Here is a 12,457-nt window from a genome sequence, read left to right on the forward strand (position 1 = left end):
AACCCCGGCACCTGGGCGCCAGCACCCGTCACACTCACCTACCAGTGGTACCGAGCCGGCACCGCCATCACGGGCGCCACCGCCCCGACCTACAAACTCACTGGCGCAGACACCGGAAAAACCCTGACTGTGAAAGTCACCGGCACCAAAACGGGCTACGTCACGGTGACCACAACATCGGCCCCAACTGCCACCATCGCGGCAGGCGTCCTCACCACGGCGGCCCCGACCATAACCGGCACAGCCAGAGTGGGTTACGTCCTGACAGCCAACCCCGGCACCTGGGCGCCAGCACCCGTCACACTCACCTACCAGTGGTACCGAGCCGGCACCGCCATCACGGGCGCCACCGCCCCGACCTACAAACTTACTGGCGCAGACACCGGAAAAACCCTGACTGTGAAAGTCACCGGCACCAAAACGGGCTACGTCACGGTGACCAAGACATCGGCCGCCACTACAACGATCGTCCTGTAGGGCTGCTCGCAGACCACAGTTGTTGTTTGTCCGGGTGGCTGTACCTTCACGACCTTCTTTGGCCTCGTCGGCGGCGGATATCAACCCATTTTGGGTTCATTCCGTCGCCGCGGCGGCCAAAGTGGGTGGTGGCGGTACGCTCTCCAAGCCGCGAGGAGCGAAGTCCGGTCGCCAAGGCCCCGTCCAGACCACCCACCTCACCGGCATAAGCTGAGATGGTGCAATTTTCCCTTTGGCTGGCCTTGGTTGGTGCCGGCACCCTGATCAGTTTCACTCCCGGCGCCGGGGCAATCTTCACCATGAGCAACTCGCTCAATTCGGGGTTCCGACGCTCCATTTGGGGCATCCTTGGCCAGCAGGTGGCGTTGGTCATCCACATCGTGATCGTTGCCCTTGGCGTGGGAGTCTTGGTTTCCAATTCCCCGCTGATCTTCAACATCATCCGGTACGCGGGCGCGGCCTACCTCGTGTATCTGGGCATCCGGCAGTTCCTGCACAAACCTGACCTGGACAAGGAAGAAGTCCAGGACAAGAAGAACGAGCCGGCACTGTCCATGTTCCAGCGGGGAATCTGGGTGAACCTGCTGAACCCCAAGGCAATCGTGTTCTTCCTGGCGTTCATGCCGCAGTTCATCAGGCCAAACGAGCCCCTCGTCCAGCAGTATGTGGTGCTGACGGCAACTGTCCTGGCGATCGACATCATGGTGATGTGGTTCTTCTTCGCCCTCGCCGCCCGGTCATTCCAGCGCTTCACCCACAACGAGCACGGCCAGAAGGTCCTGAACCGCATCTTCGGCTGCCTTTTCGTCCTGGTGGGCATCCTGCTGGCGGTCATCCACTAGGAACTCAGCCCTGAACCGTCGATCCCCGGACCACCAACGAGCTCTCCAGCGTCACGTGGGGCTCAGCCAACGGCACCCCTTCAATGAGTCCCCTCAGCTGCTCCCCTGCCTTGCGGCCCAGCGGCGTCGCGGGCAGGTGCACGGTGGTCAGGCCCGGGTTGCTGGTGGCTGAGTACGGAAGGTCGTCGAAGCCGGCCACCGCCAGCTCACCGGGGATGCGCACACCCTCCACCCGGGCTTCCTGCAGCACGCCATAGGCGTGCGTGTCGGTACCGCATACGACGGCGGTCACCCCCTGGCGCTGCCACGCAGGCCAGGCGTCGGCGAACGCGGCGGCGGCAGCCCCGACGTCGATCGATGTGCTGATGATGTGCTCTTGAGAAACAGCAAGCCCGCAGGCAAGAGCTTCGTCAAGGAACGCCTCGCGCCGCAGTTGGAACGTGGCCGTTCCGGTGATGCCGTCCACGTAGGCGGCACGGGTATGCCCGGAGGCGGCCAGGTGCCGGGCGAGCTCCCGGGCACCCTGGGCGACGTCGAGATTAACTGAAGGTGCGTAGGATTCCAGGCCAGGTGCATCGAGCAGGACCAACGGTCCCGCCGCAGAGAGGTCACGGAGGAACTCAGCGCTGGGGGCGCCAACAAGAAGCCCGGCCGGCCGGAGTGCAAGGAGTTTCCGCACGTCATCAGCCTGCGGTGACTCCCCGGCATCAGTGACGGAGAGCAGCAGTTGGTACTCAGAGCCCAGGGATTCCCGGACGCCTGCTATCACGTTGGCAAAGAAGGGGTTGGAGACGTCGGGCGTGACGAGGATGACGATCGAGCTGACCCCCCGGGCCAAGGAACTGCCGATGCTGTCCACGACGTAGCCTAGTTCGGCGATCGCGGTCCGGACCCGCGAAATGTTGTCCTCGGAAACCCTGCCTTGCGTCTTGCCGTTGGCAACCAAGGAGACTGTCGCCGTCGAAACCCCTGCACGGGCGGCAACCATTGCCGCCGTGACTCGTGGCGCGCGTTTGCCGAGGTGATCCGGGGTATCCATGCATCGATCTTAACGTTGTTACACCCGTCTCGCGCAGAACATGGCATCAAGCGCTTGACGTTCTCCGCGTTAAGCGTTTGACGTGACCCGGTAACCAGTGCCATGATTCCCCTGAATGCTTAGCGCCCTGTCCGGCGCCGGTCCCAACAAACCCAAACCGGACAGGCCCCAATGACGTGGAGAGAACGTGGAAACGAACACCCGCAAAAAGATCATTCTTGATTGCGACCCCGGCCATGATGACGCAGTGGCGTTGCTGCTGGCTCACGGCAACCCGGACATCGAACTGCTCGCAGTAACCACGGTGGTGGGCAACCAGACCCTCGAAAAGGTCACCCGCAACGCACTTTCCGTCGCCACGATCGCGGGCATCACGGGCGTTCCCTTCGCTGCCGGCTGCGACCGCCCCCTGGTCCGGACCATCGAAACCGCCCCCAGCATCCACGGCGACTCCGGCATGGACGGCCCAGAGCAGCCTGAGTCCGCCATCGAGCTGGACCCGCGCCACGCCGTCGACCTCATCATCGAAACCGTCATGGCGCACGAGCCCGGCACCGTCACCCTGGTCCCCACCGCGGGCCTGACCAACATCGCGATGGCCGCCCGCAAGGAGCCGCGCATCGTGGAGCGTGTCAAGGAAGTTGTCCTCATGGGCGGCGGCTACCACGTGGGCAACTGGAGCGCGGTAGCCGAGTTCAACATCATCATCGACCCCGAGGCCGCCCACATCGTGTTCAACGAGAAGTGGCCCGTAGTGATGGTGGGCCTCGACCTCACTCACCAGGCACTGGCCACCGACGAGGTCGTTGCGAACATCGCGAAAATAGGCACCAAGCCGGCCAAGTTCGTCCTGGAGCTCATGGAGTTCTTCAAGAAGACCTACAAGGATGCGCAGGGTTTCGATTTCCCGCCAGTACACGATCCCTGCGCCGTCGCCTACGTCATCGATCCCACGGTCATGACCACCCGCAAGGTTCCCGTGGACATCGAACTGCAGGGCAAACTCACCCTCGGTATGACGGTCGCCGACTTCCGCGCGCCCGCCCCCGAGGACTGCCACACCTCCGTCGCAGTGGACCTGGACCACCAGAAGTTCTGGGATTTGGTCACCGATGCGATTGAACGGATCGGCGAGCCAACGCTCGACGGCGGCGCTTACGCAAGTGCGCAGGTCACCGCTGGCGCCCTCGTCGCGGAAGAGGCAAAGTAATGAGCACTCAGACAACAGCCAAGGGCAACGTCACCGCCCTCATGGTCGCCCTGCTGGCAGCCTGCGTAGCCTTCCAGCTCAACGCCTCCATGCTCAGCCCGGCACTGGTGACCATGGGCAACGAGCTCCAGACCGACCAGGCAACCATCGGCCTTTCGCAGACGTGGTTCTTCACGGCCGCAGCCCTGTTCTCCCTGTTCCTTCCGCGCCTCAGCGACATTGTTGGCCGCAAGAAAATCCTGCTGGGCATGATGATCCTGATGGCCGTCGGTTCGGTCATCGCCGCCTTGGCTCCGGATGTGACCTGGCTGTTCGTCGGCCGCATAATCCAGGGCGTCAGCGGGCCAACGGTCCCGCTGTGCCTGATCATGCTCCGCTCCGCCGTGAGCAACCCGCGTAAGTACGGCGCACTCATGGGCCTCATCACGGCGGTCAACGGTGGCGTGGCCGGCGTCGATTCCTTCGTGGGCGGCTACTTCGCTGAAAACTTCGGTTTCCGCAGCATCTTCTGGCTCATGGTTGCCTTGGCGCTTGTTGCAACGGCCCTGATCGCTTTCCTGGCCAGCGAGAGCAAGCCCGCCGCCGGCACCACCATGGACTGGCTCGGCGTGTTCTTCATTGTCATCGCCGTGGGTGCCTTGCTTACCGCCCTGAACGAGGGCTCCAAGCTCGCCATGGCATTCGACGGCGGAACCCTGGCCCTCGCCGTCGGCCTCACGGTGATTGCCGCCGTCGCATTTTTCGCCTTCTGGACGGTCGAGAAGCGCGCAAAACAGCCCATGGTGGAAACCGTCCACCTGCGCCAGCGCTCCACGTGGGCTCCCCTGCTGACCACCACCTTGACCATGACCGGCATCTTCGCGGTGATCAACGGCATTGTCCCGGCGTTCGTGCAGGCCGCGGATCCCGGCTTCGGCGTCGGCCCCACCGAGATGTCCCTCATGATCCTGACGCCGTACGCCCTGCTCGGCTGGGTCTTCGGTCCGATCAGCGGCCGCCTCGCCCCTGTCCTCGGCTACACGAAGGTGCTCCGCATTGGCCTCGTCGGCAGCCTCGTCGCCCTCGCGATCATCGCGTTGTTCGGGCTCAGCAACCTCCCGATGATGATCGTTGGCACGGCCTTGCTGGGCATCATGTACGCCGGTACCGTCAACATCATGCTGAACGGACTTGGCGTAGTCCTCTCCCCGAAGGGCAACCCCGGCTTCCTGCCCGGCATGAACGCGGGCGCCTTCAACCTTGGCGCGGGGCTCAGCTTCCTGGTCCTGCCCGCCGTCCTGGTGGCGACCTCAGCGCTCGGTGACGCGAAGGCGTCCTACTTGACCGTCGTCGTCGTTGGTTTCGCCATCACGTTCGCTGCGTTCGCGGCGTCACTGTTGATCCCGAAGCCCGTCGACGCCGAAGTGACCGAGGACCAAGAGGTGGCTGCGTGAGCAAGTCCGGAATCGTTGTCGTGGGTTCGCTCAACGCGGACCTGACCATCTACACCGATCGGCTTCCGCAGCCCGGCGAGACCGTCCACGGCAACGGCTTCGCAGTTAGCCCGGGAGGCAAGAGCGCCAACCAGGCCGTGGCGGCGAGCAGGCTGGGCGGCGACGTGACCCTGATCGGCGCCGTGGGCGATGACCCCAACGGCACCATGCTCCTTGAGTCCACGGCCGGCGCCGGCGTCGATGTTTCGCGCGTCCGGCGTACCGACACGGCAACCGGCGTAGCCGTCATCTCCGTGGACGCGAACGGAGAGAACAGCATCATCATCTCTGCGGGCGCCAATGGCACGCTGTCTGCGATGGACGTCGATTTTGATGCGTTCCGCGACGCTGCCGTGGTGTGCCTCTGTTTGGAGGTGGGCATCGATACCGTGGTGGCCGCCGCCCAGGCCGGGCACGACGCCGGAGCAACAGTCCTGCTGAATCTCTCGCCGTATGCTGAGGTGCCTGAGCTGTTGGCGGACTTGAGTGACGTGTTGCTGGTGAACGCCCATGAGGCCGCCCTGTTCCTTGGCTCCGAGGCGGATATCCCCTCCGCTGACGCGGACGCGGAAGCGTGGGAGCCGGTGCGCAGCCAGTTCGCCGACCGCGGCCTGCAGCGGGTACTCGTAACGCTGGGCTCGCAGGGTTCGGTGGTGCTGGATTCGCTGGCCGTTGGCTCCCAGGATCAGCTCACGCGGATCGCTCCCACCCGGGTCTCTGCCGTAGACACCACAGGGGCGGGCGACGCCTTCACGGGAGCCGTGGCTGCGCGCCTGGCCGCGGGTGATTCGCTGGCCGAGGCGGCGTCCTTCGCCTCCGTCGCAGCAGCCTTGGCCGCAACGAAAAAGGGCACGCAAGCGGCGTACGCAACCCTCGAAGAAGTCGAGGCTGCGCGCACGTCCTGACCCAGCGCACCCCACCCAACTAGGGGACAGCACATGTCCTACTGAGACCTCAGTGGAACGCGTGCTGTCCCCTACTTGGGTTAAGCGGACTTGCGGGACGCGCGTTGGGTGGCGCGTTCCACGGCCTTGCGGGTCAGGTGTCCATGGCCGGCCATGAGCCGCGGGACCACGACGTACACGGCCAGCGGGACCACGAGCGCCGTCAACAGCAAGGCGCGGAGCACCGGGTGCCACGGTTCCATGATCGGCCCAAGGGCGAGCATGCCGATCGACACCAGCGGGAAGATCGCGAGCCAGGTGATGAGGGCGCGGGTGTGGATCGAGGGCATCGGAGGACGGGCCGGCGCGGCGGCGGGTACGGCAGCGGTTTCGGGTGAGGCAGGGGCGGTCATCGGATTCTCCAACCAGATAGTTGCAATTGGCTTCCGGACAACCATAGCGGGGCGTCGCAGCAATTACAACCACTTGGTTGGAAACTGATAATATGACCGTATGGCGTGGGACACAGAACGAACCAAGGGGCTTCTACTGAAGGCGGCGACGTCGGAGTTCTGCGCCCGCGGATTGGCCGGCGCCCGCATCGACCGGATCGCCACCGAAGCCGGCGTCAACAAGGAGCGGATCTACCAGTATTTCGGCAACAAGAACGCCCTCTTTGACGCCGTGATCGTCAACGCCCTGAGCACGCTGATGGACGAGGTCCCCATCGAAGGCACGGGTCCCGAGGCGATGGCCGACTACGCCGGGCGACTCTTCGACCATCACCAAAAGGACGCCACCGCTCCACGGCTCCTGTTCTGGGAGGGCCTCGAACGGGGAACCGAGGTGGTGGGACTGCCCAAGCGGATGGCCAACTGCGCTTCCAAAGTGAACAGCACCATCGCCGCCCTCCCGGGGGTCTCCAGGGAGGATGCCGGAGACCTCCTCATCACCATCGTGAGCCTCTGCGACTCCGCCCCCGTATTGCCCGCGCTGGACGGCCTGATGGCTGGCGATGAGCCGGGCAGGGCGCAGAAGCGGCGTTCCGCCGTCGTACGGACCGTCTACCTGGCTGCCTCCGCGCTTGCCGCCGAAGCAGCGGAGAGTACTCCGGTTTCCTAGGGTCCACTACCACTTGTCACCCCGTATGACAGATCAGTCACTGAAAATGACTTTCGTGTGGACTAACCCACTAGCCAAGCAGGGGTTCCATGAATCATGCTTGCACCATGTACTCAACGACGAGCCCATACCGCATCATTACGGTCTGCACCGGAAACATCTGCCGCTCACCCATGGCAGCACTCATGCTGGCCGAAGCCTTCGAAGCGGAAGGGCTCGGCGACCTGGTTGAAGTGGACTCCGCAGGCACCACAGGGTACGAGGTGGGACACCCCATCGACCCCCGCGCAGCCCGCGTTCTGGCAGCCCAACACATAGCCTCCGAGGACCATGTTGCCAGGGAATGGCGGCGCGAATGGTTCTCCGAACGCGATCTCATCCTTGCGCTGGACGTTGACCATTTCGGCTGGCTCCAGGAAGGCGCACCGGACCACGAGTCGCTGGAAAGGGTGCGGATGTTGCGCAGCTTCGACCCCCTCATGGCAGGCCGGAGTTCCCTCGATTTGGGCATTGAGGACCCCTGGTACGGCGGCCATACCGACTTCGACAACACATGGACGCTCATCAAGGGCGCACTGCCCGGAATCGTGCGCCATGTCAAGGCGGCGCTGGCCAACCAAGGAAGCGAGCACCAGCAGGTAACCTCTATGTCATGACCCCTGCACCCGTGATCATTGCTGTCGACGGGCGGTCCGGCGCAGGCAAAACAACGCTCGCCGTCGAGTTGGCCGCACGCCTTCGGGAGCACCACAAGGTATCCCTGTTCCACCTCGAAGACATCTACCCGGGATGGAACGGGCTGGCAACGGGCATCGAACGCTATGTGGACACCGTCCTTGTGCCGCTCCGTGACGGGCAGGCCGCCGAATGGGTCAGCTGGGACTGGGAAAACCACGCGGACGGTCGGGCGCAGGTCACCCTGCCCGCGGAAATCGTCATTGTGGAGGGCGTCGGGGCGGCCGCCGAAGCCGCCAGGCCCATGCTGGACGCCGTCGTGTGGGTGGAATCGCCGGGTGAGGACCGCCGTCGTCGGGCGTTGGACCGGGACGGCGGCACCTACGAGCCATTCTGGGACACGTGGGCCGCGCAGGAAGACGCCTGGCTCACCGCCGATCCCGTGGCCGAGGCCGCAGACATCCGCGTGCAGAACTCTGCCGACGGCAGCGCACCCACCGACGTCCTGCAGGCCATGACATACCTTTCACCGCTGGCCCGCCTCCTTTCACCGGAGCTGAGCGCCCGGCGCGGCCTCCAGCTCCGGTCCGAAATGATCCCCGCATCCCCCGACGCCGAGGCACTGTTCCACCAGCTCTACGGTTCCTCGGACAACGCCGCCTGGCTGGACTCCTCCAACGCGGCGACGGCCATCACCGGTGGAACGCAGGCCGCCTCACGCAGCCGCTTCAGCATCCTCGCGGACGACGGCGGGACCTTCGGCCAGTCGGTACAGCACCACTCCGGGACTACTTTGGTGACGGCCGGTTCGGCGACAGTCCGCACATCCGGCCCGTTCTTCCGCTGGCTGGATACGGTCTGGGGCCGCCGCGCTGTGCGGTCCCCCGAGGGCTACGACTGCCAGTTCACACTCGGCTGGCTCGGCTACCTCGGCTACGAACTCAAACGGGAATCGGGCGGAAACGATGTCCGCTCAGACACTCCTGACGCTGCGCTGCTCTTCGCCGGACGCGCCGTGGTCCTGGATCACCGGGAGCACACCGTATGGCTGCTCGCCCTGGAAGCGCCCGACGCCGATGCCTGGTTCAGCGCGGCCCGCACCGCCGTCGCGGCTGCCTCATCAGGACACGGCGGGGGTGTGCATCCAGCCACGGTCCATCCAGGCCACGGACGTCGTGCGGCCGGCGTCCCGATAGCGCCAGGCGGCCAGGCCGCCGTCGTGGTTTCTGCGTTCGAGTGCCGCGACTCCGCCACCGACTACAAGCGCAAGATCGGCGAAGCCCAGCATGAAATAGGCGAGGGCAACTCGTACGAAATCTGCCTCACCACCACGCTTGAGGCGTCGGCGGGAGAGCTGGATCCGTGGCAAGCCTACCTGGCATTGCGGCGCCGGAACCCGGCACCGTTCGCCAGCTTCCTGCGGTTCGGCGGCCTGGCGATTGCCAGCACCTCTCCCGAACGCTTCCTGCGGATCCTGTCCGACGGCGGCATGCGCGCCGAACCGATCAAGGGCACCCGGCGCCGGTCCACCGATGACGGCGAAGACATCCGTTTGCGGCACGAGCTGGAAGCCTCGCTGAAGGACCGGGCCGAGAACATCATGATCGTGGACCTGCTGCGCAACGACCTCAGCCACTACGCAGTCCCAGGTTCCGTGACGGTGAGCCGGCTCTGCGCGATCGAAAGCTACGCCACCGTGCACCAGATGGTCAGCACCATCGACGCCCAGCTGAGGCCCGGAGCTCCCCGCGCCGAAGCCGTGGCCGCCGCGTTCCCCGCCGGTTCCATGACGGGTGCGCCGAAGATCAGCACCATGGATATCCTCGATCGTTTGGAGGCCGGCCCACGCGGGGTCTACTCGGGTGCCGTGGGCTATTTCTCGATGAACGCCGCGACGGACCTCGCGGTGGTGATCCGCACCTTGGTGGTCAACCCCGACGGCGGTGGCGGACGCACGCTGAGCCTGGGGGTTGGCGGGGCCATCACGGCCGATTCCACCCCGGACGACGAGTACGAGGAAATTCGGACCAAGGCGTTTGGCGTGCTGTCTACCTTGGGTGCCGACTTCCCCTACTAGCGGGATACCGGGCTACTGCAGGGTCGCGGTCAGCCTCGCGACGTTATCCACATACTTGGCCAGCGGGGGCCTGTGCACCCAATCCTCGAGGGTAAGCTCACGGGACACCTCACGATACGTGGATTCCACTGCCCGCATGAGGTCCACGGTTTCGGAGCCCAGGAGCATCACTGAAACCTCCATGTTCAAGGAGAAGGAGCGCATGTCCATGTTGCTGGAACCCAGGACGGACACCTCGTCGTCGATGGTGAAGTGCTTGGCGTGGAGGACGTACGGGGCACGGTACAGGTAGATCCGGACCCCGGCGTCCAAGAGGGCTTCGTAGTAGGAGCGCTGGGCGTGATGGACCAGGAACTGATCGCCCTTCTCGGACACGAACAATTCCACGTCCACTCCGCGCTGCGCAGCCGTCGTGATCGCGTAGAGCAGGGAATCGTCCGGCACGAAGTAGGGGCTGCAGATGGAAATCCGGTGCTGTGCCGAGTAGATCAGGGTGTTGAACAGGCGCAGGTTGTTCTCCGTTGAGAACCCGGGCCCACTCGGGATCACCTGTGCCGTGACATGCCCGGGGTTGGGCTCTGTGGGCAACCGCAGCTGGTCCTCCAACGACTCGTCGGTTTCGCTGAGCCAGTCCGTTGCGAAAACGACATTGAGCGTTGGGACGATCGGTCCTTCCAGGCGGGCCATGAGCTCCACCCATTTCCGTCCGGCCTTGCGGTGCTTGGGGTTGTTGTAGGACGGCTCAATCAGGTTCTGGGATCCGCTGAACGCGAGGACACCATCGATCACCAGGATCTTGCGGTGGTTACGCAGGTCCGGCCGGCGCCACTGGCCGTGGATGGGCAGCAGTGGCAGCATGGGCTTCCACTGGATCTTGCTGGCCTTGAGCCTTCGTACCAGGCGGCGGTACCCCTTGATCCGGAGCGTGCCGATGTGGTCGAAGAGCAGCCTGACCGTAACGCCCCGTTCTGCGGCCTTTTCCAGTTCCGTGAGGAGGCCGTCCGTCACAAAGTCGCTGCTCATGATGTAGAACTCGGCGTTGACGTAGCTCGTGGCACCTTTGATGGCCTCGGTCATCGCCTTGATGGATTCCTGGTAGCCGGGAATGAGCTCCACTTTGTTGCCGTCCACCATGGGCAATGAGCCGAGCCGATGATTCAGTTCGCTGGCAGACTTCACCCATTCCGGGCCGGAATACATGCTGGCCGGGTCCGCCAGCTCAGAGGTGACCGAACGTACCCGGTGGTTGACGGCTTCCTGTTGTTCCCGCCTGCGCTTGGACAACTTGAAGTTACCGAACAGCAGGAACAGGACAAAGCCCACAGATGGAACCAAAAAGACCGCAAGGAGCCAGGCCATGGCCGTTGTTGGGCGCCGGTTGCCCGGGATGATGCCCAGCAGGACGATGCGCATGATGACTTCCGCGATGGCCCACACGCCCAGAAGCCACGTCCACTCAGGGCCAAGCGGAAACGGAAAAAGCACTCGAGAAACCCCCACGGTCCACAACCAACGTTGATCACAGCCTATCCGCCCGCCCGCGCGGGACGGCGCCACTAAGCTGGGAACATGACTTCTCCAGCGCCGACGGTCCTCGTTTTCCTCGATCCTGCCTTCGAAAACGGCCGGATTGCCGATTCCAGCCAACCCCAACTCATGGCTACGGACCTGGGAGCGACCCGCGGCGACGGAGTCTTTGAATCGCTCCTTGCAGTCCAGGGCCGCCCGCGCAAAGTCCAGGCGCATCTGAACCGTTTGGGCAGTTCGGCAGCTGCACTGGACTTGGCCCTTCCTGACCAGGAATCGTGGCGCAAGGCCATCGGGACCGCGATCACCGAGTTCCGCTCCACGCACCCCGCTCCGACGCCGGAAGAGGACGAGGTAGTCGTGAAGCTGCTGGTCACCCGGGGTGTGGAAGGCGCCACTAGTCCCACCTGCTGGGTCCAGGCTTCGCCCTCACCTGCGGGCAGCCGCCGGCAGCGCGAGACGGGTATCGACGTCGTTCTTCTTGATCGTGGCTTCGACACCGAAGCCGGCGAGCGCGCGCCCTGGCTGCTGCTTGGCGCCAAGACGCTCTCGTATGCCGTGAATATGGCCGCCCTCCGTTACGCCCACAAACAGGGTGCGGACGACGCCATCTTCACCTCCACGGACGGCCGTGTCCTTGAGGGGCCGACGTCAACTGTTCTGCTGGCCCATGTGGAGACGATCGACGACGGCGACGGTTCAGCCCGCACGGTCCGTCGCCTGATCACGCCGCAACTGGACAGCGGCATCCTCCCGGGCACCTCGCAAGGTGCCTTGTTCGCGGCGGCGAAGGCTGCAGGCTGGGAACTCGGCTACGGTCCGCTGGAGCCGCGGGACCTGTTCGACGCCGATGCTGTGTGGTTGATTTCCAGCATCCGGCTGATCGCGCCCGTAAACCACATCAATGGCAAGGAGATCGGCTCGCCGGCCATTCGCAAGCAATTGACGGCCGAACTCAACGAATTGTTCGCCGGCATCGAGTAGACCGTGGGTGAAGACTGCCCGCTTGGAACCTAGCAGGCAGCAAGTAAAGTAATCGCTCGCATTACCTTTTGATGAGGAACTCTTATGCTCGGCGATGGCTGCCGCGTGCGTTCATTCGGGTTCCTTATCCTCCTTGAACTGGGTCGTC

11 protein-coding genes and 1 pseudogene are annotated in these 12,457 nt (G+C 64.4%); 9 read left to right on the plus strand and 3 right to left on the minus strand.

Annotated elements, in window-relative coordinates; translation table 11 throughout:
• Together ACIPY3_RS20635 and ACIPY3_RS20640 are read left to right on the plus strand one after the other, a co-directional pair.
• Positions 1-477, plus strand: a pseudogene (locus ACIPY3_RS20635) (hypothetical protein); the annotation flags it as partial.
• A gap of 215 nt (positions 478-692) precedes the next feature.
• Positions 693-1,319: a LysE family transporter gene (locus tag ACIPY3_RS20640; RefSeq protein ID WP_400337000.1), complete on the plus strand. Its 627-nt coding sequence runs from the start codon at positions 693-695 to the stop codon at positions 1,317-1,319.
• Positions 1,320-1,323: 4 nt separating this feature from the next.
• Here the strand turns inward: ACIPY3_RS20640 and ACIPY3_RS20645 are convergent, their stop codons facing one another.
• Positions 1,324-2,307 carry a LacI family DNA-binding transcriptional regulator gene (locus tag ACIPY3_RS20645; protein WP_400337089.1) on the minus strand — a complete coding sequence of 328 codons (984 nt, stop codon included), beginning with the start codon at positions 2,305-2,307 and terminating at the stop codon, positions 1,324-1,326.
• Positions 2,308-2,545: 238 nt separating this feature from the next.
• Here ACIPY3_RS20645 and ACIPY3_RS20650 point away from each other — a divergent pair, with 238 nt between their 5' ends.
• Genes ACIPY3_RS20650 through ACIPY3_RS20660 form a run of 3 tightly spaced genes read left to right on the plus strand, consistent with a single transcriptional unit; the run spans position 2,546 to position 5,945 of the window.
• The gene (locus ACIPY3_RS20650) at positions 2,546-3,568 is read left to right on the plus strand and encodes a nucleoside hydrolase (RefSeq protein ID WP_400337002.1); all 1,023 of its coding nucleotides are present in this window, start codon (positions 2,546-2,548) and stop codon (positions 3,566-3,568) included.
• Positions 3,568-5,001 (plus strand): MFS transporter, encoded by a 1,434-nt coding sequence (locus tag ACIPY3_RS20655; RefSeq protein ID WP_400337003.1) that lies wholly within the window; start codon positions 3,568-3,570, stop codon positions 4,999-5,001. The genes ACIPY3_RS20650 and ACIPY3_RS20655 overlap by 1 nt, the downstream gene beginning before the upstream one ends.
• A complete protein-coding gene (locus ACIPY3_RS20660; RefSeq protein WP_400337005.1) occupies positions 4,998-5,945 on the plus strand; it encodes a ribokinase in 948 nt (315 codons plus the stop codon). Before ACIPY3_RS20655 ends, ACIPY3_RS20660 begins: the two co-directional genes overlap by 4 nt.
• Positions 5,946-6,025: 80 nt before the next feature.
• Here ACIPY3_RS20660 and ACIPY3_RS20665 read toward each other — a convergent pair whose 3' ends face one another.
• Entirely contained in the window at positions 6,026-6,337 is a 312-nt protein-coding gene (locus ACIPY3_RS20665) for a hypothetical protein (RefSeq protein WP_400337007.1), read from the minus strand.
• Between the two features lie 100 nt (positions 6,338-6,437).
• On the opposite strand from ACIPY3_RS20665, the gene ACIPY3_RS20670 reads away from it, so the two are divergent.
• The 3 genes from ACIPY3_RS20670 to pabB all read left to right on the plus strand — a co-directional run bounded on the left by ACIPY3_RS20670 (position 6,438) and on the right by pabB (position 9,798).
• Positions 6,438-7,046: a TetR/AcrR family transcriptional regulator gene (locus ACIPY3_RS20670; RefSeq protein ID WP_400337009.1), complete on the plus strand. Its 609-nt coding sequence runs from the start codon at positions 6,438-6,440 to the stop codon at positions 7,044-7,046.
• Between the two features lie 107 nt (positions 7,047-7,153).
• Entirely contained in the window at positions 7,154-7,702 is a 549-nt protein-coding gene (locus ACIPY3_RS20675; protein ID WP_397325691.1) for a low molecular weight protein-tyrosine-phosphatase, read from the plus strand.
• The gene (gene pabB, locus ACIPY3_RS20680) at positions 7,699-9,798 is read left to right on the plus strand and encodes an aminodeoxychorismate synthase component I (protein WP_400337011.1); all 2,100 of its coding nucleotides are present in this window, start codon (positions 7,699-7,701) and stop codon (positions 9,796-9,798) included. The genes ACIPY3_RS20675 and pabB overlap by 4 nt, the downstream gene beginning before the upstream one ends.
• Before the next feature lie 12 nt (positions 9,799-9,810).
• Here pabB and cls read toward each other — a convergent pair whose 3' ends face one another.
• A complete protein-coding gene (cls, locus tag ACIPY3_RS20685) occupies positions 9,811-11,283 on the minus strand; it encodes a cardiolipin synthase (protein ID WP_400337013.1) in 1,473 nt (490 codons plus the stop codon).
• 84 nt (positions 11,284-11,367) lie between these two features.
• Between cls and ACIPY3_RS20690 the strand changes: the two genes are divergently transcribed.
• The gene (locus ACIPY3_RS20690) at positions 11,368-12,309 is read left to right on the plus strand and encodes an aminodeoxychorismate lyase (RefSeq protein ID WP_400337015.1); all 942 of its coding nucleotides are present in this window, start codon (positions 11,368-11,370) and stop codon (positions 12,307-12,309) included.
• The last annotated feature ends 148 nt before the right edge of the window (positions 12,310-12,457 follow it).

The organism is Paenarthrobacter sp. NPDC089714 (genome assembly GCF_044748905.1).
In the GTDB taxonomy this organism is placed as follows: Bacteria; Actinomycetota; Actinomycetes; order Actinomycetales; family Micrococcaceae; genus Arthrobacter.